The organism is Pseudomonas sp. K2I15 (assembly GCF_002204795.1).
In the GTDB taxonomy this organism is placed as follows: domain Bacteria; phylum Pseudomonadota; class Gammaproteobacteria; order Pseudomonadales; family Pseudomonadaceae; genus Aquipseudomonas.
On record NZ_NIXO01000031.1, the window covers coordinates 37,418 to 62,563 of the forward strand.

The following is a 25,146-nucleotide window of genomic DNA, read 5'->3' on the forward strand; positions in this document are numbered from 1 at the left end:
CGAGCAAGCGCGCTCCCATATTAGAGGTGTGCCAACCTTGCGGCGAGCGCCTTGGCCTGGATCGCCACATCCGTCACCGCCGTACTTTCCCACCACATCCCACGCAGCGGCGGGCCCATTGCAAACAGCCGCTGGCTGACCTGCCCATGGGCATCCAGCACCGCCCCCGACACATCCGCCGCAATCCCCAACGCCAACGGCCCGGGCTGAATCAGCCCACACTTGAGTAACTGCCGTGGCAACGGCCTGGCCACCCGGCGCCAGTCATATTCAATGCCGCTGGAGTTGATCAATGCAGCTCCCGACACCTGGACGACGGCCTGCTCGCCACGATGACGCAGGCGAATCGTTACGTCCCCCTGCGAAGGCACCAGCCCCTTGTACGAAGCCGCCTGAATCCGCAACCGCCCTTCCCCGTGCAGCCGCGCCACCAGCTCGGCACTCAAGGGCGGCGAGCGGTGGTGATGGCTTTCCCACCAGGGCCGAACATGCCGCACGAACTGGCGCTTCTCGCCCTCGCTGGCCTGGCTCCACAAGCGCCCGATATTGGCGCGCACGGTGTCCAGCGGCGCTTGCCAGTCAATCCCCTGAGCCAGCGCGATCCGGCATTGGCGGCGCACTTCCCGCAGCAATTGCCGGGGGCTGCGCAGGCTGTGGTCTTCACCCAGAAAATCGACCCACGCCGGCGGCTGCCGACGTACATGGGGCAGCAGGCCGTGGCGCGAGAAAATCTCGATGGGCCCACGATGACCGGCCTGTTCCAGGGACACCACGGCATCCACCATGGTCAGCCCGGAACCGATGATCAGCACGGTGGATTGCGGGTCCAGCCGGGTCATGGCCTGCACGTCCCACGGGTCGACCGCAGCGGCATTCAAGCCGCTGGATTCGGTCTGTGGCGTGCGCGCCGCCGGGAACATGCCGGTGGCCAATACCGCAAATGCACCGCGCAGTTGCTGGCCGTCGCTCAAGGTCAGCAGCGTGGACTGTTCATCCACCTGAAGGTCCACCACTTCGGCACGGACATGCTCGACGGTCGACGCCGAAAACGCCTTGGCTTCCGCCAGCCGTTGCTGCGCGTACAGGCCAAAAATCCCGCGTGGCGGAAACAGTTCGCTGATGGGCACGTGTTGCTGGTCCGACTCCGGCCAACCGCCGCCGGCGATGTAGGCGGTCAGCCATTGGGTCAAGTCATCGGCGTTGTCCGGGTCGACGCTCATGCGTGCGGCGTTACCGTTCAAGGTGTGGCCCAGCTCTACCGCGCTGTAGGCCTCGCCGCGCCCCAGTTCCTGGCGCGGTTCGATCACCAGGATCTGCCGCTTGCCCGGCAGGCGCAGCAGTTGCACCGCCAGCATCGTACCGCTCAGGCCGCCGCCGACAATCAGCACATCAGCGTTGCGAATGGCGCTCGTCGCCTGTCCGCGTTCGGTTTCACTCATGAAATTGCGCCCTTACTGTGTGCCTGAATGGTTGTGGTAAACATCGCCCCGCGCAGTATCCAGTACATCGACCCGGGACGCCTAGTTCAGCCCGACTGCGGGAAGCCCAGGCTCTGGCCGCTGTTCAGCCATTGCTCCAGCACCGCCGCCAGGCCGCCTTGCCAGTGGGTGCTCTCCTCGCTCCACAGTTCGGTTTTGCCGGAAGGCTGCCACCAGCGGCTGAGCCGTTGTGAGGTGTCCACCGGCTCGATCAATTGGACCACCGCCAACCAGTGCTGATCCTGTTGCCGGCCCTGGACGTAGGCATGAGTGGGCCGAATGCGCCACAGCTGTTGCTGCAGGGCGGCGGGCTCCAGGCCATCGTCGAGGGTCAAGGTCTGCCCGCCGATGGACTGCGCTGCCAGGGCCAGCAGCAGCAAATGGGGCTCGAAGGCACCGCTGAGGGCCAACCGCGATTCCTCGCTAAAGCCCTGCTGGCGCAAACCGTCGGCCAGGCGCTCGACGTCGCGCAGGGCATCAATCCAGCGCCAGGCATACCACTGCCCGTCACGCTTATGGCGCAGGGCACTGTGCAACGGGGTCAGTTGCGCCCAGTGGTGCAACTGCGCCAACGCCTTGGGCAACACCGTGACCCGTTCGGCAGGCCATTCCACATCCAGCGGTAGTTCAAGCTCATGCACGCTCATAGGGTAATGCTCCTATTAGTGAAACAAGCATGCGGTGGTCCGCTGGCTGAAATGGTTGGATCGATGAAGCTTAAAATGTGGGAGCGGGCTTGCTTGCGAAAGCGGTGCGTCAGGCAACATCAATGTTGAATGTTAGTCCGCATTCGCGAGCAAGCCCGCTCCCACATTAGGTTCGCGCAAGGCAGCCAGGTCTCGATAGACGCTACCCGGATGGTTGTCCGCCAGGCGCGCGCCGTCCCCAAACAATTTCTCCCGCAGGGTGCCCTTGGCATATTCGGTCTTGTACACGCCGCGCTTTTGCAGCTCCGGCACCAGCAGGTCGACCGCGTCGATAAAGGTTTCGTGGGTCAGTGCATAGGCCAGGTTGAAGCCATCCACATCGGTCTCTTCGACCCACTCCTGTAACAGATCGGCCACGGTTTCCGGGCCGCCGACAAACAACGGGCCGAAGCCGCCGATGCCGACCCAGTCTGCCAGTTCATTCGGGGTCCAGACCTTGTTCGGGTCTGCCGTGGAGAACGCTTCCACCGCCGATTGAATGGCGTTGGTGTGCACATGCTTGAGGGGTTCATCGGGCTTGAACTGGCTGAAATCGATGCCGGTCCAGCCGGAGATCAGCGCCATCGCGCCTTCGTAGCTGACGTAGGATTTGTACTCCTCAAACTTGGCTTTGGCCTTGGCGTCGGTTTCGCCGACGATCACCGTCTGCAAGTTGAAGATCAGGATTTTCTTCGGATCACGCCCTGCTTCTGCCGCACGCCGGCGGATGTCGGCGACGGTCTTTTTCAGCAGCACTTTCGACGGCGCGGCCACGAATACGCACTCGGCCTGCTCGGCCGCGAACTGCTTGCCCCGGCTGGACGCGCCCGCCTGATACAGCACCGGCGTGCGTTGTGGCGACGGCTCGCACAGGTGAATGCCGGGCACCTGGAAGTGTTTGCCGACGTGGCGGATCTCGTGGATTTTGCTTGGGTCACTGAAGATCCGCCGCTCGCGGTCGCGCAGCACGGCGCCCTCCTCCCAACTGCCTTCCCAGAGTTTGTAGCAAACCTGCAGGTATTCCTCGGCGTAGTCGTAGCGCGCATCGTGTTCGGTCTGGGCTTTTTGGCCGAGGTTCTTGGCGCCGCTTTCCAGGTAGGAGGTGACGATGTTCCAGCCGACGCGGCCCTTGGTCAGGTGATCGAGGGTGGAAAGGCGTCGGGCGAACGGGTACGGGTGTTCAAAGGACAGCGAGGCGGTCAGGCCAAAACCCAAGTGTTCAGTGACCAGCGCCATCGGTGCGATCAGCGACAGCGGGTCGTTGACCGGCACCTGGGTGGCCTGGCGAATCGCGGCGTCACCGTTGCCGTTGTAGACGTCGTAGATGCCCAGCACGTCGGCGATAAACAGGCCGTCGAACTTGCCGCGCTCAAGGATTTTCGCCAGGTCGGTCCAGTATTCCAGGTCCTTGTACTGCCACGAGCGATCGCGCGGGTGGGCCCACAGGCCCGGGGACTGGTGGCCGACACAGTTCATGTCGAAGGCATTCAAGCGGATTTCACGGGACATTAAACAGCACTCCTGGGGGCAACGCCGTTGAGACGGTAGTTGCCGACAATCTGGTATTTCCAGCGCAATGGGTCGTCAAGGGTCGGCGGCAGCGCGGTGCGCTGGCCGGTCAATTCGAATTCGGCGTTGCTGGCGGCGAGCAAGGCTTCGGCGGCGGCGATCTGCGCTTCGGTGAAGGCAATCTCAACCTCTACCGGGCTTTGGCCTTCGAGGTTTTCGGCACGTTCGAGCAAGGCGGCGGCAACGTCGATGCGAATCTGAAGGTCGCCGAACCGGGCGATCACGTAGGGGTCGTCACTTTGGCGAATAAACCCCAGGGTGCTTTCCAGCAGTTGGCGTGCCTGATTCAGTGCGGTCATGGATGAAGCTCCTCAGTTCCAGGCATGGCGTGCAGGCTTGACGCCGTTGAGCACAAAGTTGCCGATCAGGTGGTATTTCCAGCGGGCCGGGTCATGCAGGGTGTGGGTGCGCGCGTTGCGCCAGAAGCGGTCAAGGTTGTGCTTGCCGGACACCGAGCGGGTGCCGGCCAATTCGAAGAGTTTGCTGCTGGCGAGCAGCGCGGTTTCTGCCGACAGCACCTTGGCCTGGGCGACGACCAGCGAAGCATTGGCCACGGTGTCTTCGTTGGGGTTGGCCAGGGCCTGGTCTACGGCAATACCGGCCTTGGCGAGAATCGCTTCGGTGCCGTGGACGCGCCATTCCAGATCGCCGATAGCGGCGATGGTGAACGGGTCTTGCCAGCCGTGATCCTGCTGGCTGTCGATCCAGGGCCGAGCCTGGCGTGCGTAGATCTTGGCTTGCTCCAGCGCGCCGAGGGCGATGCCAGTGTCGACGGCCGCCTGGATAATTTGCGAAATCGGGCCGTTGGCGGTGGGCTGGTCGAAAGCCTGGTGAGCGGGAACCACCGCACTCAGCGGCACCTTCACGCCGTCGAGGGTCACGCCGCCACTGGCAGTGGTGCGTTGGCCGAAGCCGTCCCAACTGTCGATCACTTGCAGGCCCGGTGCGTCCCGTTCGACAAAGGCGATGAAGGCCTGGTCTTTTTCGTTGACGCCCACCGCCGGCACGATATGCGCGAACAGCGCGCCGGTGCAGTAGAACTTCTCGCCGTTGATGTACGCGCTGTCGCCGTCAAAGCGGATCTGCGTTTCAAAGCTACCGGCGTTCTTGCTCTTGGCTTCGGAGAAGGCGTTGCCGAAACGGTAGCCCTGCAGGACCTTGGCGAAGTAGTGCTGCTTTTGTTCCTCGCTGGCGGTTTGCAAGAGGATGTCGACGACGCCCAAATGGTTTTGCGGAATTTGCCCCAGGGACGGGTCGGCGGCGGAGATCAGCTTGATCACCTCGGCCACCGTCACATAGGAAACCCCGGCGCCGCCGTAGGCCTTGGGAATGGTGATGCCCCACAGGCCGCTGGCGGAGAATTCGTCCAGCTCGGCCACCGGCAGGCGCCGCTCGCGATCACGCACGCCCGCCTCGACGGCAAAGCGCTTGGCCAACTCGGTGGCAACGGCGATGGCTTCGGCGTCCGAGCGGATGATGTGGGCAGCTTGTAGGGGTTGGGCTGACATGGGCCGACTCCAGGCTCCAGAGAGATACTGGGGCAATTGCAGGAGTCGTGCCTGAATATAATGATCAATAAAATCAGTGGGTTGTTGGTAACTCAGGGATGTTGTGGGTGGTTCAAAACAGCAAAGTGTCCAACCACTGTTGCGCTGCCAACAGTTAGATCACCACGTTGCGCACAAACCGCACCGCCACGTCACCGTCATTGCGATAGGCGTGAAGCTGGCGGCTGGCGAACATCAGGAACTCACCCGTGGCGACGTGTTTTTCCTCGTCACCCAGCACCAGCGTCAGTGCACCTTCGAACACAAACAGCTGCACGCTCCAGCCCTCGGGGTCCGGCTCCGGCATATAGCGGTCGCCGGGTTCCAGGCGCAATTCCCACAACTCCACTTCGCGCCGGGCGTTAGCCTTGGCCAGCAATACCGCCTTGCTGCCTGGGATTTCACCGGCCCAGGCCAGCTCGTTGATACGGCTGTGATCACCGGCATCCGGGGCCTGGATCAGGTCGCTGAAGGCCACGTCCAGGGCTTCGGCCACCCGGTCGAGGGTCGACAGGCTGACGTTCTTCTCCCCGGCCTCGATCGCCACCAGCATGCGCCGGCTGACACCGGACTTTTCGGACAACGCCGTCTGGCTCAACTCGGCCGCATGGCGCAGGCGCCGAACGTTCTGGCTGACGTGTTGCAGGACCGAGGCCCGTTGTGGATTTTCTTTGTGCACTATATTGCTCACAGGGTGGGGTTGCGCAGTATACTGCCCAGCTTGCGGCGCATTGTGCGGTCCGCGCCCCTACTGTGCAAGACCGAGCCGCCATGACCACCTCCCCGTTGTTTTCCCGTTTCAGCAAAGCCGAATGCATATTGGTGGTGATCACCATGATTTGGGGCGGCACCTTTTTGCTGGTGCAGCACGCCATGGAAGTGAGCGGCCCGATGTTTTTTGTCGGCCTGCGGTTTGCGGCGGCGGCAGTCATCGTCGGGGCGTTCTCATTGCGCAGCCTGCGGGACCTGACCCTGTTTGAACTGAAGGCCGGGTGCTTTATCGGTGTCGCGATCATGTTTGGCTACGGTTTGCAGACCATTGGCTTGCAGACGATCCTGAGCAGCCAGTCGGCGTTTATTACTGCACTGTATGTGCCGTTCGTACCGCTGCTGCAATGGCTGGTGCTGGGACGTCGGCCGGGGTTGATGCCAAGTCTGGGCATCATGCTGGCGTTTGCCGGGTTGATGCTGTTGACCGGCCCGATGGGCGCATCGCTGAATTTCAGTCCGGGTGAAATCGCCACATTGATCAGTGCGGTAGCAATTGCCGCCGAAATCATCATGATCAGCGCGTTTGCCGGCCAGGTGGATGTGCGCCGGGTAACGGTGGTGCAACTGGCCACGGCCTCGGTGCTGTCGTTCCTGATGGTAGTGCCGATGGGCGAGGCACTGCCGGGGTTTTCCTGGTTGCTGCTGTTCAGCGCGGTGGGCCTGGGGCTGACCAGCGCGGTGATTCAGGTGGCGATGAACTGGGCGCAGAAAAGTGTCTCGCCGACTCGCGCCACACTGATTTATGCCGGTGAGCCGGTGTGGGCGGGCGTGGTCGGGCGGATTGCCGGGGAACGCTTCCCGCCGATTGCCATGCTGGGCGCGGCGTTGATTGTGGCGGCGGTGATTGTCAGTGAGATGAAGACGCGGGGGCAGAAGGCCATCGAGTTGGCAGAAGAGATGGAACAGGAACGTCAGGGTTAAGGTCTGTGCTTGTGCCAGATGAAACAATGCCAAACGGCCTTTTTCAGCCTACCTTGTAGGATCCTGCCACATCTTGCCGTTTGGTGATCAAGAATCCGGCACGTATGATGCATCCCAAACTCCCGCAGATTAGAAGCCTATGTCCCTGATAGTTCTACTGCTTCTGCCTTTTATCGGCAGCTGTCTCGCGGCCTTGCTGCCGCACAACGCACGCAACACAGAGTCCCTGTTGGCCGGCCTTGTAGCCCTGGCCGGGACTGTTCAAGTCGCCCTGCTCTACCCCCAGATCGCCCACGGTGGCGTGATTCGCGAAGAATTCATGTGGCTGCCCAGCCTCGGGCTGAACTTCGTGCTGCGCATGGACGGTTTTGCCTGGTTGTTCTCGATGCTGGTGTTGGGCATCGGGACCCTGGTGTCGCTGTACGCCCGCTACTACATGTCGCCGGAAGACCCGGTGCCGCGTTTCTTTGCGTTTTTCCTGGCCTTCATGGGCGCCATGCTTGGCCTGGTGATCTCCGGCAACCTGATCCAGATCGTGTTTTTCTGGGAACTCACCAGCCTGTTCTCATTCCTGTTGATCGGCTATTGGCACCACCGCGCCGATGCCCGGCGTGGCGCCTATATGGCGCTGATGGTCACCGGCGCAGGCGGTTTGTGCCTGCTGGCCGGGGTGATGCTGCTCGGGCATATCGTCGGCAGCTACGACCTGGACCAGGTCCTGGCTGCCGGTGATCAGATCCGTGCCCATTCGCTGTACCCGATCATGCTCGCCCTGGTGCTGATCGGCGCCCTGAGCAAAAGCGCGCAATTCCCCTTCCACTTCTGGCTGCCCCACGCCATGGCTGCACCGACACCGGTGTCGGCCTACCTGCACTCGGCGACGATGGTGAAGGCCGGCGTGTTCCTGCTGGCCCGCCTGTGGCCGTCGCTGTCCGGCAGCGAAGAGTGGTTCTGGATTGTCGGCGGCGCCGGCGCCATTACCCTGCTGCTCGGCGCTTACTGCGCCATGTTCCAGAACGATCTCAAGGGCCTGCTGGCCTACTCCACCATCAGCCACCTCGGGCTGATCACCTTGCTGCTGGGCCTTAATAGCCCGCTGGCTGCGGTCGCCGCGGTGTTCCATATCCTCAACCACGCCACCTTCAAGGCGTCGCTGTTCATGGCGGCGGGGATCATCGACCACGAAAGCGGCACCCGTGACATTCGCAAGCTCAGCGGCCTGTTCAAGCTGATTCCGTTTACCGCCACCCTGGCGATGGTCGCCAGTGCGTCCATGGCCGGCGTGCCACTGCTCAACGGTTTCCTGTCCAAGGAAATGTTCTTCGCCGAAACGGTGTTCATCTCCGCTACCGCCTGGGTGGAAATCGCCCTGCCGGTCATCGCCACCATCGCCGGTACCTTCAGCGTGGCCTATGCCCTGCGCTTTACCGTGGATGTGTTCTTCGGCCCCAAAGCCACTAACCTGCCCCACACGCCGCACGAGCCGCCTCGCTGGATGCGTGCCCCGGTAGAATTGCTGGTGTTTACCTGCCTGCTGGTGGGGATTTTCCCGGCCCAGGTGGTCGGTTCGATCCTCGCGGCAGCCGCCCTGCCTGTCGTCGGCGGCAAATTGCCGGAATACAGCCTCGCCATCTGGCACGGCTGGAACGCGCCGATGATCATGAGCCTGGTGGCCATGTCCGGCGGCGTGGTGCTGTATCTGCTGCTGCGCAAGCAACTCAAGCTGGGCCGCTTCAAATACCCGCCAATCATCAGCTACTTCAACGGCAAGCGCGGCTTCGAGCGCTGCCTGGTGGTGATGATGCGCGGGGTGCGCAAGATCGAGAAACGCATCAGCACCAAGCGCCTGCAAACCCAACTGTTCCTGCTGGTGCTGGCGGCGGTGATCGCCGGGTTGATCCCGATGCTGTACAGCGGCATCAGTTGGGGCGACCGGCCGAAGATCCCGGGTTCCATCGTGTTCGTCACCTTGTGGCTGCTGGCAATTGCCTGTGCCCTGGGCGCCGCCTGGCAAGCCAAGTACCACCGCCTGGCGGCCCTGACCATGGTCAGCGTGTGCGGCCTGATGACCTGCGTGACCTTCGTCTGGTTCTCCGCGCCAGACCTGGCGCTGACCCAGTTGGTGGTGGAAGTGGTCACCACCGTGCTGATCCTGCTGGGCCTGCGCTGGTTGCCACGGCGGATCGAAGAAGTTTCGCCACTGCCCAGTACGCTGCGCAAGGCTCGCATCCGCCGCCTGCGGGACTTCCTCCTGTCCACCGTTGTCGGTGGCGGCATGGCGCTGCTCTCCTACGCGATGCTGACCCGCCAGACGCCCAACGACATCTCCTCCTTCTACCTCAGCCGCGCCCTGCCCGAAGGCGGCGGCAGCAATGTGGTAAACGTGATGCTGGTGGACTTCCGGGGCTTCGACACCCTGGGTGAAATCACCGTGCTCGGCGCCGTGGCATTGACCGTGTACGCCCTGCTGCGCCGCTTTCGCCCTTCGAAAGAAAGCATGGAATTGCCCGCGCAACAGCGCCAGCTGGCGCCCGATGTGGCCACCGACCTGGTCAACCCGCGCCAGGCCAGCGACACCGCTTTGGGCTTCATGATGGTGCCGGCGGTGCTGGTTCGACTGTTGCTGCCGATTGCCCTGGTGGTGTCGTTTTATCTCTTTATGCGCGGCCACAACCAACCGGGTGGCGGTTTTGTCGCCGGGCTGGTGATGTCTGTCGCGTTCATCCTGCAATACATGGTCGCCGGTACCCAATGGGTCGAGGCGCAGATGAGCCTGCGGCCGATGCGCTGGATGGGCTTTGGCTTGCTGTCAGCAACGCTGACCGGGCTTGGCGCGCTACTCGCCGGCTACCCGTTCCTCACCACTCACACCTGGCACTTCAGCCTGCCGGTGCTGGGCGACATCCACGTCGCCAGCGCGCTGTTCTTCGACGTTGGCGTGTACGCCATGGTGGTCGGCGCGACCTTGTTGATGCTCACCGCCCTGGGCCACCAATCGGTGCGTGCCCATAAACCCGGCAACCAGGCGAAAGCCGTTGCCAGCCCAGGAGGAGCCGCCTGATGGAAGAAGTCATCGCAATTGCCATTGGGGTCCTGGCGGCCTCCGGCGTCTGGCTGATCCTGCGGCCACGGACCTTTCAGGTGGTGATGGGCCTGTGCCTGCTCTCCTACGGGGTCAACCTGTTCATCTTCAGCATGGGCAGCCTGTTTATCGGCAAGGAGCCGATCATCAAGGACGGCGTGCCGCAAGACTTGCTCAACTACACCGACCCGCTGCCCCAGGCCCTGGTGCTGACGGCGATCGTGATCAGCTTCGCCATGACCGCGCTGTTCCTGGTGGTACTGCTGGCGTCCCGGGGCCTGACCGGCACTGACCATGTAGACGGCCGGGAGCCCAAGGAATGACCTGGATGAATCAACTGATCATCGCGCCGATCCTGCTGCCGTTGCTCACCGCCGCGCTGATGCTGATGCTGGGCGAGAAACACCGCCCGCTCAAGGCACGGATCAACCTGTTCTCCAGCATGGTGGGCCTGGGCATCGCCGTGCTGTTGCTGTACTGGACCCAGAAAGGCGGCCCCGGCTCCATCGGCGTGTACCTGCCGGGCAACTGGCAAGTGCCGTTCGGCATCGTGCTGGTGGTGGACCAACTGTCGGCGATGATGCTGGTGCTCACCGGGATCATCGGCGTCAGCGCGCTGTTGTTTGCCATGGCCCGCTGGGACCGTGCCGGCACCAGCTTCCATGCGTTGTTCCAGATCCAGTTGATGGGCCTGTATGGCGCCTTCCTGACCGCCGACCTGTTCAACCTGTTCGTGTTTTTCGAGGTGCTGCTGGCGGCGTCCTACGGCCTGATGCTCCACGGTTCCGGCCGGGCACGGGTGTCAGCGGGCCTGCATTACATCTCGATCAACCTGCTGGCCTCGACCTTGTTCCTGATTGGCGCGGCGCTGATCTACGGCGTCACCGGCACCCTGAACTTTGCCGACCTGGCGTTGAAAATCCCCCTGGTGCCGGAAGCCGATCGCGGCCTGCTGCACGCCGGTGCGGGCATCCTCGCCGTCGCATTCCTGGCCAAGGCCGGCATGTGGCCGCTGAACTTCTGGCTGGCGCCCGCCTACTCCTCGGCGAGTGCGCCGGTGGCGGCGATGTTTGCGATCATGACCAAGGTCGGCGTGTACACCGTGCTGCGCCTGTGGAACCTGCTGTTCTCCGGCCAGGCCGGTGCCTCGGCGCTGTTCGGCGGCGACTGGCTGATCTACGGCGGCATGGCGACCATCGTCTGTGCGGCACTGGCGATGATCGCCGCGCAACGCCTGGAACGCATGGCCAGCCTGAGCATTCTGGTGTCCGCCGGGATCCTGCTGTCGGCGGTGGGTTTTGCCCAGCCAAGCCTGACCGCCGGGGCGTTGTTTTATCTGGTCAGCTCGACGCTGGCATTGAGTGCGCTGTTCCTGCTGGCCGAGTTGATCGAGCGTTCGCGCTCGGCCAACGACATGCCGCTGGACGATGAAATCGAAGCCCTGCCCAAGGCCATGGAATCCCTGCATCCACCGCCCGGCACCAACCTCGACGATGAACAAAAAGCCGTGGTCGGCCAGGTGATTCCCTGGACCGTAGCCTTCCTCGGCCTGAGCTTTATTGCCTGCGCCCTGCTGATCATCGGCATGCCGCCGCTGTCCGGGTTTATCGGCAAGCTCAGCCTGCTCAGCGCGCTGATCAACCCGATGGGCCTGGGCAACGCCATCGACGGGCCCGTCCGCCCGGCTGCCTGGGGTTTGGTAGCGCTGTTGATCTTCTCCGGCCTGGCCTCGCTGATCGCCTTCGCCCGCCTTGGCATCCAGCGTTTCTGGACCCCGGAAGAACGCCCGTCGCCACTGCTGCGCCGCTTCGAATGCGTGCCGATCTTCTTCCTGCTGGGCCTGAGCATCGTCCTGACCTTCAAGGCCGAACCGCTGATGCGCTACACCCAGGCCGCCGCTGAAAGCCTGAACAACCCGGAGCACTACGTGATGGCCGTCATGGCGACGCGCCCGGTGCCGAGCCCTGAAGCCAAGGCCGCCGCAGTGGAGGTGCAGCCATGAAGCGACTGCTCCCTGCCCCGTGGCTGTCATTGGCGTTGTGGTTGTTGTGGCTGGTGCTGAACCTGTCCGTCAGCCCCGGCAACCTGCTGCTCGGCGCGATCCTCGGTTTTGCCGCGCCGCTGATGATGGCGCCGCTGCGCCCGCTGCCGATCCGCATCCGCAGGCCGGGCGTGATGATCCGCCTGTTCTTCCTGGTGGGCCGCGACGTGATCATCTCCAACCTCGCCGTGGCCTGGGGCATCCTGGTCTGCGGCTCGCGGCCACCGCGTTCGCGCTTTATCAAAATCCCGCTGGACTTGCGGGACGCCAATGGCCTGGCCGTGTTGTCGATGATCACCAGCGTGACGCCCGGCACCGTGTGGTCGGAACTGGCCCTGGACCGCAGCATCCTGCTGATTCACGTGTTCGACCTGGATGACGAAGCGCAGTTTATCGAGCACTTCAAACACGCTTACGAACGGCCCCTGATGGAGATCTTCGAATGAGCGCCCTGCTCTCCAATGCGATCCTGTTCAGCCTGTTCCTGTTCTCCCTGGCCATGGTGCTGACGCTGGTGCGCCTGTTCAAAGGCCCGTCGGCCCAGGACCGGGTTCTGGCGCTGGATTACCTGTACATCCTGGCGATGCTGATGATGCTGGTGCTGGGCATCCGGTATGCCAGTGACACCTATTTTGAAGCGGCGTTGTTGATCGCGCTGTTTGGTTTTGTGGGCTCGTTTGCCCTGGCGAAATTCCTGCTGCGTGGGGAGGTGATCGAATGATCAATGTCGGTGTTTTGCCGCTTTGGGTTGAAGTGATCGTTGCGGTTTTGCTGGTAACGAGCAGCGTGTTTGCGCTGATTGGGGCGATCGGGTTGTTGCGGATGAAGGACTTCTTTCAACGCATGCACCCCCCGGCATTGGCCTCGACGTTGGGTGCATGGTGCGTGGCGTTGGCGTCGATCATCTATTTTTCGGTGCTCAAGTCCGGGCCGGTACTTCACGGTTGGTTGATTCCGATATTGCTGTCGATCACGGTGCCGGTGACCACGTTGTTGCTGGCGCGTACGGCGTTGTTCCGCAAGCGTATGGCAGGGGACGATGTGCCGGCTGAGGTGAGCAGTCGCCGGGCTGAAAAAAATCGCTGACCTGGCACCATAACGTTCTGTCACCCCTGCAATGGGGCGGGCCGCTTACCTTGACCGGGTAATATTTGGCGGATGAATGCGTGATCCCCCACTACAAAATCGGCGCGCCAAACCGGCCCAATCGCGGCATCCAATGATCCAGGATCTGCGCTGACGCCAGAATATGGTGGGCGTGCCCGATCAACAGCCGGCGCGGCACAAACCCGATGTACCGGGAGTCGTCGCTGTTGTCGCGATTGTCGCCCAACATGAAGTAACTGTCGGCAGGCACGACCACCGGGGCGAAACTCCGTAGCGCCCGTACTGTCGGCATGAACTGAATTGTGCGCTGGCTGTTGTTCGCAAGTTCAGTCAGCTTGATCCCCGGGACCGTGTGGCCAGGAGCGAGGGGCTCGCTGATGTCCTGCCCATTACTGTAGGTGGCCGGTGTGCCGTTGACCCACAGCACCTCGTCGCGCATTTCCAGGGTGTCGCCGGGAATGCCGACGATGCGTTTGATCAAGCGCATGCCGTCCTTGGGTGAGGAGAACGTCACCACATCGCCGCGCTGGGGGTTGTCCAGTTTGGCCAGGGAAATATCCGTGAGGGGTAATTTGAGGTCGTACGCTACGCGGTTGACCAGTACTACGTCGCCCTCAAGTAACGTGGGGCGCATGGAGCCGGACGGGATGGGGTTCCAGTCGGCCAGGGAGGTGCGGAACACGCCGAAGCACAGCCAAAAGATGATTGCGTAACGGTAGCGGATTAACCAACGGCGCATAGATCCTCGCAATATAGAAAGGGCGTCGGCGTGTACCGGGCAGCCCTGGGTTATTTTTGGCAATGGTCGCTTATTACACCAAAGGATTAAATTAACATTAGCGTTACTGGCGGTCGGTTTCGATGCCTTTACCGGGCGCTGGCAGTCGCTGTCTTCAAGCACATAAAAAAGGAGTTTCGCGCCCCATGGATATCAAATGTTCGGTCTTTATCGCAGCCAGCGTCGACGGCTTTATTGCCCGGCCAGACGGTGATATCGAGTGGCTTAATCGGCCAGAGTACGAAGGGGCTGAATTGAACGGTGTGACCTATGAGCACTTCATCGCCACGGTTGATGCGCTGGTGATGGGGCGTAAAACCCTGGAAAAAGTGTTTTCCTTTGCGGAATGGCCCTATGAGGGTACGCCTGTGATAGTGCTCTCTCGTCAATCGGTTGAGATACCTGCGCAGTTGAAGGGCAAGGTTGAGGTGATGAGCCAGGATGTCACCCGCCTCGTGGCAGCGTTGGCCGAGCGCGGGATGAAGCACCTTTACATAGACGGGGGCCAGACGATTCAGGCATTTCTTGAGGCGGGCTTGATTGACGAGCTGATCATCACGCGTATCCCGGTTTTGTTGGGCCAGGGTATTCCCTTGTTCAGCCAGTTGGGGAGCGGGCATGAGCTTCGGCATATCGGCACGTATGCGTCGGACAATGGGTTTGTTCAAAGCCGGTATGAAGTCAGTGGCACACGCTGATGCTCGTGGGTCAACGCGCGGAAATTTCCGACAGCTTTTTAGGGTTGTCGCTCAGAAGATGGCTCCCTACTCTTCGGTGGTCGCTGCAAATTCAGCGACCGGGTTTCGCAGCCCGGGTAAACTCTAGACGCACAGCGTCCACCACAAGATAGCGGGCGCTTTTTTATGCCTGATCTTATGGCGGCTGTGCGCGGGATACCTTCGGGTATGCCGGGTGCCTAGAGTCCCGGTCTGCGAACCTGCGTACAGCTGCCACCCGATTGTCGTTTCGCAGCGATGGGTGGCGGCCCCATTACTCTAGGAGCTTCTTCATGATCAAAGACAGTCCAAATCCGCCGCTCGATTCACCCTCGCTTCACGCCGCTGCTCATCGGGCGATTAATCATTGTCTGAATCCATCCTCTGAAACTGACTTGCCTGGTGAGGGCTCCAGGCTCTTTGTCGTGCGGGAAGGGTTGGACGCGTAGACGTTGTTGGTCAACGCATCGAAGGATTTGGCGTCGGTGCAGGTGTGTTTGGTTTAACGGGGTGCCTAAGATCAAGATCAAAAGCAACAGCACAGCGGCCTACCGGCCGGCTTGAGTGTTTAAAAGCAAACGCGTTCCCCTGTAGGAGCGAGCTTGCTCGCGAAGGTCGTTAACGATGACGTTGGCAGCCTGATTCAACGCGGCGTTCTCAGGTTTTTCGCGAGCAAGCTCGCTCCTACAGAAGAGCAGCTTTACCTGCCCCATCATGCTTCCCATCCAGATCCATAAGCAGCCGTTACCTGCATAACGGATATTCACACCAAAAAAAACGCCCCGAACCAGTCGGGGCGTTTTTTTTCAGCATTCACCCATCAAGCCTGATCAGCCAACCGCCACGTCGTCCCACCCTTCCCGTCTTCCAACACCACACCCATCGCGGTCAGTTGGTCACGAATCCGGTCAGACTCCGCCCAGTCCTTGTTAGCCCTGGCAGTCAACCGCGCCTGAATCAGCGCATCCACTTCAGCCGCATCCACACGCCCTTCAGCGCCTGCCTGCAGGAAGTCTTCGGCCTCCATCTGCAGCACGCCCAGCACACTCGCCAGCTCTTTCAAACGCGCCGCAAGCCCAGCCGCCGCATTCAGATCACTCTCGCGCAACCGGTTGATCTCACGCACCATTTCAAACAGCACCGCGCACGCTTCCGGCGTGCCGAAGTCGTCGTTCATCACTTCGGTAAACCGCGCAACGAACGCTTCGCCGCCCGCAGGCGCCACGGAGGGCAGGCCTTTCAACGCATGGTAGAACCGCTCAAGCGCGCCCTTGGCGTCCTTGAGGTTGTCTTCCGAATAGTTGATGGCGCTGCGGTAGTGGCTCGACACCAACAGGTACCGCACTACTTCCGGGTGGTACTTTTCCAGCACGTCGCGAATGGTGAAGAAGTTGTTCAAGGACTTGGACATCTTCTCGCCATTGATGCGAATCATGCCGCAATGCATCCACGCGTTGGCGTAGGTCTTGCCGGTGGCCGCTTCGCTTTGGGCGATTTCGTTTTCATGGTGCGGGAACTCAAGGTCGCTGCCGCCGCCATGAATGTCGAAGGTCTCGCCCAGGCAGCAGGTGGACATCACCGAGCATTCGATGTGCCAGCCCGGACGCCCGGCGCCCCATGGCGACTCCCAGCTCGGTTCGCCCGGCTTGGTGCCTTTCCATAGAACGAAGTCCAGCGGGTCTTGCTTGGCTTCGTCGACTTCGATCCGCGCACCAATGCGCAGGTCTTCGATTTTCTTGCGCGACAGCTTGCCGTAGCCCATGAACTTGGCGACGCGGTAGTACACGTCACCATTGCCCGGGGCGTAGGCGTAACCCTTGTGGATCAGGGTCTGGATCATCGCGTGCATGCCAGGAATATGGTCCGTGGCGCGCGGCTCCATGTCCGGCTTGAGGATGTTGAGGCGGGCCTCGTCCTCGTGCATCGCAGCAATCATGCGCTCGGTCAGCGCGTCGAACGACTCGCCGTTTTCGTTGGCGCGATTGATGATCTTGTCGTCGATGTCGGTGATGTTGCGCACGTAGGTCAGGTCATAACCGCTGAACCGCAACCAGCGGGTCACCAGGTCAAAGGCAACCATGCTGCGGCCGTGGCCAATGTGGCAGTAGTCGTACACGGTCATGCCGCACACGTACATGCGCACCTTGTTGCCATCCAGCGGCTTGAAGACTTCTTTGGTCTTGCTGAGTGTGTTGTAGATCGTTAGCACGATGAATCCTTAAGACTGATCACTGGCCCCACGAATCACGCAAGGTCACGGTACGGTTGAATACCGGCTGACCTGGTTTCGAGTCCTTGATATCCGCGCAGAAGTAACCTTCGCGCTCGAACTGGAAACGGTCTTCCGGCTGTGCGTCGCCAAGCGATGGCTCGGCACGACAACCAGTGAGAACTTGCAGCGAGTCAGGGTTGATGTTGTCGAGGAAACTCGCGCTGTCTTCGGCCTTCTCAGGGTTGGCCGAACGGAACAGGCGATCGTACAGGCGCACTTCGCATTCGATGCTGGCCGCAGCCGGCACCCAGTGCACGACACCTTTGACCTTGCGACCTTCAGGGTTCTTGCCCAGGGTCTCCGGGTCGTAGGAGCAACGCAGTTCGACGATGTTGCCATCGGCGTCCTTGATCGCTTCGTCGGCACGGATCACGTAGCTGCCGCGCAGGCGCACTTCGCCGTTCGGCTCCAGGCGCTTGTAGCCTTTTGGCGGCTCTTCCATGAAGTCATCACGGTCGATGTAGATTTCACGGGCGAACGGCAGCTTGCGCACGCCCAGTTCTTCTTTCTGCGGATGACGCGGCAGTTCGAGGTTTTCGACCTGGTCTTCCGGATAGTTGGTGATCACCACCTTTAACGGACGCAGCACGCACATGGCGCGCGGGGCGTTCTGGTCGAGGTCCTGACGGATGCTGAACTCGAGCATGCCGAAATCCACCACGCCGTCGGAACGGTTGGTGCCGACCATGTCGCAGAAATTGCGGATCGACGCCGGGGTGTAGCCGCGACGGCGGAAGCCCGACAGCGTCGACATGCGCGGGTCGTCCCAGCCGAACACGTGCTTTTCATCGACCAGTTGCTTGAGCTTGCGCTTGCTGGTGATGGTGTAGTTCAGGTTCAGGCGGCTGAATTCGTACTGACGCGGGTGCGCCGGTACCGGCAGGCTGTCGAGGAACCATTCGTACAGCGGACGGTGGCTTTCAAACTCCAGGGTGCAGATGGAGTGGGTGATGCCTTCGATGGCGTCCGACTGACCGTGGGTGAAGTCGTAGTTCGGGTAGATGCACCACTTGTCACCGGTCTGGTGGTGGTGGGCATGGCGGATGCGGTACATGATCGGGTCGCGCAGGTTCATGTTCGGCGAGGCCATGTCGATCTTGGCCCGCAGCACACGAGCGCCATCCGCGAATTCACCGGCGCGCATGCGGGCGAACCAGTCCAGGTTCTCTTCGACCGAACGGTCACGGAACGGGCTGTTCTTGCCAGGCTCGGTCAGGGTGCCACGGTACTCCTTGGCTTGTTCCGGGCTCAGGTCGTCGACGTAGGCCTTGCCGGCCTTGATCAATTCCACCGCCCAGTCGAACAACTGGTCGAAATACTTGGAGGCATAGCGCACTTCACCGGACCATTCGAAGCCCAGCCATTTGATGTCGCTTTCGATGGCGTCGATGTATTCCTGGTCTTCCTTGGCCGGGTTGGTGTCGTCGAAACGCAGGTGCGTGACGCCACCGAATTCCTGGGCCAGGCCGAAGTTCACACAGATCGACTTGGCGTGGCCGATGTGCAGGTAACCGTTGGGCTCAGGCGGGAAACGGGTGACGATCTGCGTGTGCTTGCCCGAATCCAGGTCCGCCTGGATGATCGGGCGCAGGAAATTGACCGGGACGGCAGGTCCGGCCTTGGAATTCGAGGTAGGGTCGACAGTGGGCTTGCTCATAGGATCCTTGAACAGACGAGTACGTGGCCTGGGCAGGCCAGATAAAACAAAGGGCTTATCATAGCCGATGCTGTCAACTACCTGACAGGGCACGACCAAAAACTGCCGCATTTATTAGCCCGCTGGTAAAAAACCACCTCGAAATTCCTGCAGGTCACGCTAAACTGCGCGCCTTGGCTGTCGTTTTGCCAAGCAGGTAAGGCGCAAAAACGCCCAAACCCACGAATTTCTTGAAAGAGTAGTGAACATGACTCAAGTCAAACTGACCACCAACCACGGTGACATCGTCATCGAGCTGAACGCCGAGAAAGCGCCGATCACCGTCGCCAACTTCATCGAGTACGTGAAAGCCGGCCACTACGAAAACACTGTTTTCCACCGTGTCATCGGCAACTTCATGGTCCAGGGCGGCGGTTTCGAGCCTGGCATGAAAGAAAAGAAAGACAAGCGTCCAAGCATCCAGAACGAAGCGGACAACGGCCTTTCCAACGACAAGTACACCGTCGCCATGGCCCGTACCATGGAGCCGCATTCGGCCTCCGCGCAGTTCTTCATCAACGTGGCCGACAACGCCTTCCTGAACCACAGCGGCAAGAACACCCAGGGTTGGGGCTACGCGGTCTTCGGTAAAGTTACCGCAGGCACCGACGTTGTCGACAAGATCAAGGGTGTGCAAACCACCGGCAAGGCAGGTCACCAGGACGTACCGGTAGAAGACGTTATCGTCGAGAAAGCCGAGATCGTTGAGTGATATTGCTGATTTCAGATTTGCATCTGATCGATACGCGCCCGGACATTACCCGGGCGTTTCTGGATTTACTGAACGGTCGCGCCCGTTCCGCCCAGGCGTTGTACATTCTGGGGGACTTCTTCGAAGCCTGGATTGGCGACGATGGGATGACGCCCTTCCAGCGTTCGATTTGCCAGGCTCTGCGCGAACTGAGCGACAGCGGCACCCAGATTTTCATCATGCATGGCAACCGGGATTTCCTGATCGGCAAGGCGTTCTGCAAAGCGGCAGGCGCAACCTTGCTCAAGGACCCGAGTGTGGTGCAGTTTTACGGCGAGCCAGTGCTCTTGATGCACGGCGACAGCCTGTGTACCCGCGACGTTGGCTATATGAAGCTGCGCCGCATCCTGCGTAACCCCATCACCCTGTTCATCCTGCGGCACCTGCCCTTGCGCACGCGGCACAAGCTGGCGCGCAAGCTGCGCAGTGAAAGCCGGGCACAAACGCGGATGAAGACCAACGACATTGTCGATGTGACGCCCGAGGAAGTGCCCAGGGTGATGCAGCAGTTCGGCGTGCGTACCCTCGTGCATGGGCACACCCACCGCCCGGCGATTCACAAGTTGCAGATTGGCGAACAGGCGGCCAAGCGCATTGTGCTGGGGGATTGGGACAAGCAAGGGTGGGCATTGCAGGTGGATGAGCAAGGGTTTGCGTTGGCAGCCTTTGACTTCGTGAACCCACAGTTGGCGCTGCCTGGCGCATAACGAAATGTGAGAGCGGGCTTGCTCGCGAAGGCGGTGTGTCAGTCAGCTGAAATATTGACTGAACGACTGCTTTCGCGAGCAAGCCCGCTCCCACATTTTGACCGAGCGCGGCCTTTCGATCAGTGGCCTGAAGCCTCCGGCCCTGCCTTCACCCCAAACGGCGGTTTCGCCAGCCATACAATCACGATCAACGCCATGAACATCCACCCCAGCAACGTGAAGTAATCCACGGTGGACATCATGTACGCCTGGCTCGTCAGTATCTGGTCCAGTTGCGCATAGGCCTTCTGCCCTGCCCCGCCCAGCGCTTGCAAGGCATCACGGGTGGCCGAGTCGTAGGTGGTCATGTTTTCGCTCATGTAGGCATGGTGCTGGTCCGCCCGGCGAATCCAGATCCAGGTGGTCAGCGACGCCGCAAAGCTGCCGCCCAGGGTCCGCAGGAAGGTCGCCAGGCCCGCGCCGTCGGCGATTTGCGCCGGCGGCAGGTCGGACATCAGGATGCTCAAGGTCGGCATGAAGAACAGCGCCACGCCGATGCCCATGAACAACTGCACCAGGGCGATGTGCGTGAAGTCCACTTCATTGGTGAAACCGGCGCGCATGAAGCAACTCAAGCCGATCGCCAGGAACGCCAGCCCGGCCAGCAAGCGCAGGTCGAACTTGTGCGCATACTTGCCCACAAACGGCGACATCAACACCGGCAGGATCCCGATCGGCGCCACCGCCAGGCCCGCCCAGGTGGCGGTGTAGCCCATCTGGGTTTGCAACCATTGGGGCAGGATCAGGTTGATCCCGAAGAAGCCCGCGTACCCCAGCACCAACACAATCGTACCGATACGGAAGTTGCGGTAAGCAAACAGCCGCAGGTTGACCACCGGGTGCTCGTCGGTCATTTCCCAGATCACGAATACCGCCAGGGCGATGGCCGAGATCACCGCGCCGATGATGATGAAGTTCGACTCGAACCAGTCCAGGTCGTTGCCCTTGTCGAGGATGATCTGCAAGGCGCCGACGCCGACGATCAGGCTCAGCAAGCCTACGTAGTCCATCGGCTGGTAGCTGGTGACCACCGGGCGTTTCTTCAGCTGCGAACGCACCACCATCACCGCAAAGATGCCGATGGGTACGTTGATAAAGAAGATCCACGGCCAACTATAGCTGTCGGTAATCCAGCCGCCGAGGATCGGCCCGGCAATCGGCGCCACGACCGTGACCATCGCCAGCAACGCCAGGGCCATGCCGCGCCTTGCGGGGGGATAGACGGCGATGAGTAGCGTCTGGGTCATCGGGTACAACGGGCCAGCGACCAGGCCTTGCAGCACACGAAAGCCGATCAGTTCAGGCATCGAGGTGGAGATACCGCAGAGAAACGAGGCCAGCACAAACAGGATGGTGGCCCACAGAAAAAGTTTTACCTCGCCGAAACGACGGCTCAGCCAGCCGGTCAGCGGCAAGGCGATCGCGTTGCTCACGGCGAACGAGGTGATCACCCAGGTACCCTGCTCCGAACTCACACCGAGGTTGCCGGAAATCGTCGGCAGCGCCACGTTGGCGATAGTGGTATCGAGCACTTGCATGAAGGTCGCCAGGGACAGGCCGATGGTGGCCATCAGCAAGCTGGGCGGCGTGAAGGAGGCGTTAGCGTTACTCATCGCGAATCCTGTGCAACATGATTGGCGCTACGGCCGCCGGGGCCGTAGCTGATGGATTGGCGAATCAGCGCTGGGCAGCCTTGGGAGCGGCGACGCTGTTGTCATGGATCAGTTGGGTGATCATGGCGTCGGCTTCAGCCAACTGGCGGTCGTACACGTTGGTGGTGAACGAGGCCTTTTGTGGCGCCTGCTGGGCCAGTACCGGGCCGCTCTGATCGTGCAGGTCGACGTTGACCACGGTGGACAAGCCCACACGCAGCGGGTGCTTGGCCAATTCTTCGGCGTTCACATGAATGCGCACGGGCACCCGTTGCACGATCTTGATCCAGTTACCGGTGGCGTTCTGCGCCGGCAGCAAGGCAAACGCGCTGCCGGTGCCCGCGCCGAGACTGTCGACGGTGCCGCTGAATTTTACGTCGCTGCCGTAGATGTCAGACTCAATATCCACCGGCTGGCCAATACGCATATTGCGCAGCTGGGTTTCCTTGAAGTTGGCGTCGATCCACAGTTGATCCAGCGGGATCACCGCCATCAGCGCAGTACCCGGCTGAACCCGTTGACCCAGTTGCACGGTACGCTTGGCCACATAGCCTGTGACTGGTGCGATCAGGGTGCTGCGGGCGTTGGTCAGGTAAGCCTGGCGCAACTGCGCGGCGGCGGCCTGCACGTCCGGGTGAGACGAAATCACGGTGTCATCCACCAGGGCGCTGCTGGTCTTGAACTGTTGCTGCACGTTGGCCAGGGCGTTTTGCGCCGAGGTCAGGTCGTCACGGGCGTGGGACAGCTCTTCCTGGGAAATCGCCCCGCCGGCAGCGAGGTTCTTACGTCGGTTGTAGTTGTCCTGGGCCTTTTGCACGTTGGCTTGTTGCGCCAGCACCTGGGCTTTCATCCCGTCGACGTTGCTGTACAAACCGCGCACCTGGCGCACGGTGCGGGCAAGGTTAGCCTGGGCACTTTGCAGGCCGACGGCCGCGTCGTTGGGGTCGAAGTTGATCAGCACCTGGCCTTCATGGACCAGGTCGCCATCGTCGGCGCCGATGCTCACCACGGTACCGGTCACCAGCGGGGTGATTTCCACCACGTTGCCGTTGACGTAGGCGTCGTCGGTGCTTTCGCTGAAGCGGCCGTAGAATTCGTACCAACCCCACACGCCCACGGCGCCGAGGATGACGATCAGCGCCAGGACAACCAGCATGACTTTGCGTTTGCGCGGGTTGCTGGTGGTGTTGGGTTGCTCAGCTTGGTTTGTTTCAGGAGCGTTGTTGCTGGTTTCGGCAGTGGCCATGACAAGTACCTTGAATTATTCAGTGCGCGTGGCTGGGGTGGTCGAGGCCACGTTTTCGGCGTGAAAACCGCCGCCCAGGGCCTGCATCAATTGAATCGAAAGATCGATTTGCTCGGCATTCAGGGTGGCCAACTGACGTTGGGCCTGGAGTAATTGCTGTTCGATGCTGAGCACGTCCAGGTAATTCCCGATACCTGAGCTGTAACGCTGGACCCCGGTGTCGTAAGACTGCTGTGCAATGTCCGCAGCGTGTTGCTGGGCCTGGATCTGCCGGCCGGTCTCGCGCAACTGCACGAGGGTGTTGCCGATGTCGCCCAAGGCTTGCACCAGGGTTTTGTTGTACTGGGCCACGGCCAAGTCGTAGTCGGCGTCGCGGGCATCGAGGTCGGCGCGCAGCCGGCCGCCGTCGAAGATCGGCAGCGAGATCGTCGGCGCGATGCTGAAGAAGCGGCTGGCCGAACCAAACATCGCATCCCCCAGCAATGACTCGGCTCCGGCGCTCGCGCTCAGGTTGAGGTTGGGGTAGAAACGGGTCTTGCTGGCCGCGACGTTCTTGCTCGCCGCCTCCACACGCCAGCGCGCGGCGATCAGGTCCGGACGACGGCCCACCAGTTCGGCAGGCAACACCGACGGCACGGCCACGGCGCTGGGTTTGAGCACGTTGGGGCGTACCAGTTCGCTGCCACGGTCAGGGCCTTTGCCGAGCAACACGGCGAGGGCGATCTTGGCGCTCTGCAGTTGTTTTTCCGCATCGATCAGTTGCGACTGGGAGCTGGCTTCCAGGCTTTCGGTTTGCTGGTACTGGTACTGGCTGTCGATCCCGGAGTTCAGGCGACGCTGGCCCAGGTCGAGCATTTGTCGGGTGCGCTTAAGGTCATCGTTCGCCAGGTCGCGCACGATATGGGCCTGGCCCAGGTCGCTGTAGGCCTTGGCGACGTTGGCCGCCAGGGTCAGGCGCGCGGCCTGTTGGTCGACTTCGGCGGCGCGGGCCTGGCCCAGTGCCGCTTCCCAGGCGGCCCGCTGGCCGCCCCACAGGTCGAAGTTGTAATTGAAGCTGGCACCGATGTTACGCACGGTGGCATAGGCATCGCCCTGGCCCAACGGGTCTTGGTCCTTGGCCAGGCGCGAGCGGCTGATACCGGCGCTGGCATCCAGGGTCGGCATGCGCTCGGCGTCGGCGGCATAGGCGGCGGCTTCGGCCTGGTGGGCACGGGCGCTGGCCACTTGCATGTCGGGGCTGTTTTGCAGGGCTTCCTGGATCAAGCCATCGAGCTGTGGGTCGCCCAGGCTTTTCCACCAGTCGACGGTAGGCCAGGCAGCGCTGGACAAGGTCACGCCGCTGAGGGATTTTCCGGTTTGCAGGTTATTGGCTTCGAGGCGTTTGCCTTCTGTGTTCAAGCCGCTGAAATTGGCACAACCGGCCATAGTCATGGCCACCAGCACGAGGCTGAGGCCGGCACGCAAGGAGCGATTGTTCATGCACTACCTACCCGCTGAATGGTGATGGGGTCACCCGCAGCTATCAGAATTTTCTTCAAGATTTTTTCCAGGGTTTGCAATTCACCCGGCTCCAGCGCACCCGCCAACTGGTTCAAGGCCTGGGCGCCGATGTGCGGCAGCATGTCGGCTACGCGCTGGCCTTCGGCGGTCAGCACCAACTGCACCTGGCGCCGGTCCTGCTCGGAACGCTTGCGCGCCAGCAGGTCCTTTTGTTCCAGGCGGTCGAGCATGCGGGTCATGGAGCCGCTGTCCAGGGACAGGTTGCGGCACAGCTCGGCCGGGGTGTCGACGCCGTACTGGGCCATGATGATCAACACCTTGAACTGCGCGGCGGTGATGCCGTGGGGTTCCATATGGGTGTCGATGATCCTGTCTTTGAGCAGCGCAGCCCGGCCCAGCAGCAGGCCGAGGTGGCAGTTGTGAAAGTTTTCGGGGGTGAAATGTTTCATCGTGACCAACCTATTAACTGCCTAAGCAGTGAATGTATGTCACGATGTTACTGCCTAGGCAGCGAATGTCAAACGAATAGTTAGGCTGCTTGCTAATTGGCGGATAAATGGCTCTCTCTGTAGCAGCGGGCTTGCTCG

General features: G+C 61.5%; 23 protein-coding genes. 10 read left to right on the top strand and 13 right to left on the bottom strand.

Features of this window, described 5'->3' with window-relative positions:
• Positions 1-20: 20 nt before the first annotated feature.
• The 6 genes from CEC48_RS18780 to CEC48_RS18805 all read right to left on the bottom strand — a co-directional run bounded on the left by CEC48_RS18780 (position 21) and on the right by CEC48_RS18805 (position 5,959).
• Complete coding sequence (locus CEC48_RS18780; RefSeq protein ID WP_088425098.1) at positions 21-1,439, bottom strand: FAD/NAD(P)-binding protein; 1,419 nt, start codon at positions 1,437-1,439, stop codon at positions 21-23.
• Between the two features lie 86 nt (positions 1,440-1,525).
• Positions 1,526-2,125: an AMP-binding protein gene (locus CEC48_RS18785; protein WP_088425099.1), complete on the bottom strand. Its 600-nt coding sequence runs from the start codon at positions 2,123-2,125 to the stop codon at positions 1,526-1,528.
• A 132-nt stretch (positions 2,126-2,257) separates the two neighbouring features.
• Positions 2,258-3,673 (bottom strand): LLM class flavin-dependent oxidoreductase, encoded by a 1,416-nt coding sequence (locus CEC48_RS18790; RefSeq protein WP_088425100.1) that lies wholly within the window; start codon positions 3,671-3,673, stop codon positions 2,258-2,260.
• Entirely contained in the window at positions 3,673-4,032 is a 360-nt protein-coding gene (locus CEC48_RS18795; protein WP_088425101.1) for an acyl-CoA dehydrogenase, read from the bottom strand. Before CEC48_RS18795 ends, CEC48_RS18790 begins: the two co-directional genes overlap by 1 nt.
• Before the next feature lie 12 nt (positions 4,033-4,044).
• The gene (locus tag CEC48_RS18800) at positions 4,045-5,241 is read right to left on the bottom strand and encodes an SfnB family sulfur acquisition oxidoreductase (RefSeq protein ID WP_088425102.1); all 1,197 of its coding nucleotides are present in this window, start codon (positions 5,239-5,241) and stop codon (positions 4,045-4,047) included.
• 154 nt (positions 5,242-5,395) lie between these two features.
• Entirely contained in the window at positions 5,396-5,959 is a 564-nt protein-coding gene (locus CEC48_RS18805) for a helix-turn-helix domain-containing protein (RefSeq protein WP_088425103.1), read from the bottom strand.
• A 92-nt stretch (positions 5,960-6,051) separates the two neighbouring features.
• Here CEC48_RS18805 and CEC48_RS18810 point away from each other — a divergent pair, with 92 nt between their 5' ends.
• The 7 genes from CEC48_RS18810 (at position 6,052) to CEC48_RS18840 (ending at position 13,181) form a co-directional block, all read left to right on the top strand.
• Positions 6,052-6,972, top strand: a complete 921-nt coding sequence (locus CEC48_RS18810) for a DMT family transporter (RefSeq protein ID WP_088425104.1) — start codon at positions 6,052-6,054, stop codon at positions 6,970-6,972.
• Between the two features lie 139 nt (positions 6,973-7,111).
• On the top strand, positions 7,112-10,033 hold the full coding sequence (locus CEC48_RS18815) for a monovalent cation/H+ antiporter subunit A (protein WP_088425105.1): 2,922 nt from the start codon (positions 7,112-7,114) through the stop codon (positions 10,031-10,033).
• Positions 10,033-10,377: a Na+/H+ antiporter subunit C gene (locus CEC48_RS18820; protein ID WP_003192163.1), complete on the top strand. Its 345-nt coding sequence runs from the start codon at positions 10,033-10,035 to the stop codon at positions 10,375-10,377. The genes CEC48_RS18815 and CEC48_RS18820 overlap by 1 nt, the downstream gene beginning before the upstream one ends.
• Positions 10,374-12,056: a monovalent cation/H+ antiporter subunit D gene (locus tag CEC48_RS18825; RefSeq protein WP_088425106.1), complete on the top strand. Its 1,683-nt coding sequence runs from the start codon at positions 10,374-10,376 to the stop codon at positions 12,054-12,056. The genes CEC48_RS18820 and CEC48_RS18825 overlap by 4 nt, the downstream gene beginning before the upstream one ends.
• Positions 12,053-12,541: a Na+/H+ antiporter subunit E gene (locus CEC48_RS18830; protein WP_088425107.1), complete on the top strand. Its 489-nt coding sequence runs from the start codon at positions 12,053-12,055 to the stop codon at positions 12,539-12,541. Before CEC48_RS18825 ends, CEC48_RS18830 begins: the two co-directional genes overlap by 4 nt.
• Positions 12,538-12,816 (top strand): K+/H+ antiporter subunit F, encoded by a 279-nt coding sequence (locus CEC48_RS18835; RefSeq protein ID WP_003211751.1) that lies wholly within the window; start codon positions 12,538-12,540, stop codon positions 12,814-12,816. The genes CEC48_RS18830 and CEC48_RS18835 overlap by 4 nt, the downstream gene beginning before the upstream one ends.
• Positions 12,813-13,181 carry a Na+/H+ antiporter subunit G gene (locus CEC48_RS18840; RefSeq protein ID WP_088425108.1) on the top strand — a complete coding sequence of 123 codons (369 nt, stop codon included), beginning with the start codon at positions 12,813-12,815 and terminating at the stop codon, positions 13,179-13,181. Before CEC48_RS18835 ends, CEC48_RS18840 begins: the two co-directional genes overlap by 4 nt.
• 91 nt (positions 13,182-13,272) lie before the next feature.
• On the opposite strand, the gene lepB is transcribed toward CEC48_RS18840, so the two are convergent.
• Positions 13,273-13,941 (bottom strand): signal peptidase I, encoded by a 669-nt coding sequence (gene lepB / locus CEC48_RS18845; protein ID WP_088425109.1) that lies wholly within the window; start codon positions 13,939-13,941, stop codon positions 13,273-13,275.
• A 185-nt stretch (positions 13,942-14,126) separates the two neighbouring features.
• Here lepB and CEC48_RS18850 point away from each other — a divergent pair, with 185 nt between their 5' ends.
• Positions 14,127-14,678 (top strand): dihydrofolate reductase family protein, encoded by a 552-nt coding sequence (locus tag CEC48_RS18850; protein ID WP_088425110.1) that lies wholly within the window; start codon positions 14,127-14,129, stop codon positions 14,676-14,678.
• A gap of 838 nt (positions 14,679-15,516) precedes the next feature.
• On the opposite strand, the gene cysS is transcribed toward CEC48_RS18850, so the two are convergent.
• Together cysS and CEC48_RS18860 are read right to left on the bottom strand one after the other, a co-directional pair.
• Positions 15,517-16,905 (bottom strand): cysteine--tRNA ligase, encoded by a 1,389-nt coding sequence (gene cysS, locus CEC48_RS18855; RefSeq protein WP_088425111.1) that lies wholly within the window; start codon positions 16,903-16,905, stop codon positions 15,517-15,519.
• A gap of 19 nt (positions 16,906-16,924) precedes the next feature.
• Positions 16,925-18,625 carry a glutamine--tRNA ligase/YqeY domain fusion protein gene (locus tag CEC48_RS18860; protein ID WP_088425112.1) on the bottom strand — a complete coding sequence of 567 codons (1,701 nt, stop codon included), beginning with the start codon at positions 18,623-18,625 and terminating at the stop codon, positions 16,925-16,927.
• A 247-nt stretch (positions 18,626-18,872) separates the two neighbouring features.
• Between CEC48_RS18860 and CEC48_RS18865 the strand changes: the two genes are divergently transcribed.
• Together CEC48_RS18865 and lpxH are read left to right on the top strand one after the other, a co-directional pair.
• Entirely contained in the window at positions 18,873-19,376 is a 504-nt protein-coding gene (locus tag CEC48_RS18865; RefSeq protein ID WP_088425113.1) for a peptidylprolyl isomerase, read from the top strand.
• Complete coding sequence (gene lpxH, locus CEC48_RS18870) at positions 19,373-20,122, top strand: UDP-2,3-diacylglucosamine diphosphatase (RefSeq protein ID WP_088425114.1); 750 nt, start codon at positions 19,373-19,375, stop codon at positions 20,120-20,122. Before CEC48_RS18865 ends, lpxH begins: the two co-directional genes overlap by 4 nt.
• A 119-nt stretch (positions 20,123-20,241) precedes the next feature.
• Here lpxH and CEC48_RS18875 read toward each other — a convergent pair whose 3' ends face one another.
• The 4 genes from CEC48_RS18875 to CEC48_RS18890 all read right to left on the bottom strand — a co-directional run bounded on the left by CEC48_RS18875 (position 20,242) and on the right by CEC48_RS18890 (position 25,008).
• Complete coding sequence (locus CEC48_RS18875; RefSeq protein WP_088425115.1) at positions 20,242-21,774, bottom strand: DHA2 family efflux MFS transporter permease subunit; 1,533 nt, start codon at positions 21,772-21,774, stop codon at positions 20,242-20,244.
• 64 nt (positions 21,775-21,838) lie between these two features.
• Positions 21,839-23,059, bottom strand: coding sequence for an efflux RND transporter periplasmic adaptor subunit (locus CEC48_RS18880; RefSeq protein WP_088425116.1), 1,221 nt, complete (start codon positions 23,057-23,059; stop codon positions 21,839-21,841).
• A 15-nt stretch (positions 23,060-23,074) separates the two neighbouring features.
• Positions 23,075-24,538: an efflux transporter outer membrane subunit gene (locus CEC48_RS18885; RefSeq protein WP_088425117.1), complete on the bottom strand. Its 1,464-nt coding sequence runs from the start codon at positions 24,536-24,538 to the stop codon at positions 23,075-23,077.
• A complete protein-coding gene (locus CEC48_RS18890) occupies positions 24,535-25,008 on the bottom strand; it encodes a MarR family winged helix-turn-helix transcriptional regulator (protein WP_088425118.1) in 474 nt (157 codons plus the stop codon). The genes CEC48_RS18885 and CEC48_RS18890 overlap by 4 nt, the downstream gene beginning before the upstream one ends.
• Between the last annotated feature and the right edge of the window lie 138 nt (positions 25,009-25,146).

What these genes read in the sequence shown, in the direction of transcription:
- CEC48_RS18785 (WP_088425099.1), bottom strand. Translation starts at nt 2,125, where the DNA reads ATGAGCGTGCATGAGCTTGAACTACCGCTGGATGTGGAATGGCCTGCC.
- CEC48_RS18865 (WP_088425113.1), top strand. Translation starts at nt 18,873, where the DNA reads ATGACTCAAGTCAAACTGACCACCAACCACGGTGACATCGTCATCGAG.
- CEC48_RS18875 (WP_088425115.1), bottom strand. Translation starts at nt 21,774, where the DNA reads ATGAGTAACGCTAACGCCTCCTTCACGCCGCCCAGCTTGCTGATGGCC.
- CEC48_RS18885 (WP_088425117.1), bottom strand. Translation starts at nt 24,538, where the DNA reads ATGAACAATCGCTCCTTGCGTGCCGGCCTCAGCCTCGTGCTGGTGGCC.
- CEC48_RS18880 (WP_088425116.1), bottom strand. Translation starts at nt 23,059, where the DNA reads ATGGCCACTGCCGAAACCAGCAACAACGCTCCTGAAACAAACCAAGCT.
- CEC48_RS18790 (WP_088425100.1), bottom strand. Translation starts at nt 3,673, where the DNA reads ATGTCCCGTGAAATCCGCTTGAATGCCTTCGACATGAACTGTGTCGGC.
- CEC48_RS18815 (WP_088425105.1), top strand. Translation starts at nt 7,112, where the DNA reads ATGTCCCTGATAGTTCTACTGCTTCTGCCTTTTATCGGCAGCTGTCTC.
- CEC48_RS18830 (WP_088425107.1), top strand. Translation starts at nt 12,053, where the DNA reads ATGAAGCGACTGCTCCCTGCCCCGTGGCTGTCATTGGCGTTGTGGTTG.
- CEC48_RS18780 (WP_088425098.1), bottom strand. Translation starts at nt 1,439, where the DNA reads ATGAGTGAAACCGAACGCGGACAGGCGACGAGCGCCATTCGCAACGCT.
- CEC48_RS18850 (WP_088425110.1), top strand. Translation starts at nt 14,127, where the DNA reads ATGGATATCAAATGTTCGGTCTTTATCGCAGCCAGCGTCGACGGCTTT.
- CEC48_RS18890 (WP_088425118.1), bottom strand. Translation starts at nt 25,008, where the DNA reads ATGAAACATTTCACCCCCGAAAACTTTCACAACTGCCACCTCGGCCTG.
- CEC48_RS18795 (WP_088425101.1), bottom strand. Translation starts at nt 4,032, where the DNA reads ATGACCGCACTGAATCAGGCACGCCAACTGCTGGAAAGCACCCTGGGG.
- CEC48_RS18810 (WP_088425104.1), top strand. Translation starts at nt 6,052, where the DNA reads ATGACCACCTCCCCGTTGTTTTCCCGTTTCAGCAAAGCCGAATGCATA.
- CEC48_RS18820 (WP_003192163.1), top strand. Translation starts at nt 10,033, where the DNA reads ATGGAAGAAGTCATCGCAATTGCCATTGGGGTCCTGGCGGCCTCCGGC.
- lepB (WP_088425109.1), bottom strand. Translation starts at nt 13,941, where the DNA reads ATGCGCCGTTGGTTAATCCGCTACCGTTACGCAATCATCTTTTGGCTG.
- CEC48_RS18840 (WP_088425108.1), top strand. Translation starts at nt 12,813, where the DNA reads ATGATCAATGTCGGTGTTTTGCCGCTTTGGGTTGAAGTGATCGTTGCG.
- CEC48_RS18860 (WP_088425112.1), bottom strand. Translation starts at nt 18,625, where the DNA reads ATGAGCAAGCCCACTGTCGACCCTACCTCGAATTCCAAGGCCGGACCT.
- CEC48_RS18800 (WP_088425102.1), bottom strand. Translation starts at nt 5,241, where the DNA reads ATGTCAGCCCAACCCCTACAAGCTGCCCACATCATCCGCTCGGACGCC.
- CEC48_RS18835 (WP_003211751.1), top strand. Translation starts at nt 12,538, where the DNA reads ATGAGCGCCCTGCTCTCCAATGCGATCCTGTTCAGCCTGTTCCTGTTC.
- CEC48_RS18825 (WP_088425106.1), top strand. Translation starts at nt 10,374, where the DNA reads ATGACCTGGATGAATCAACTGATCATCGCGCCGATCCTGCTGCCGTTG.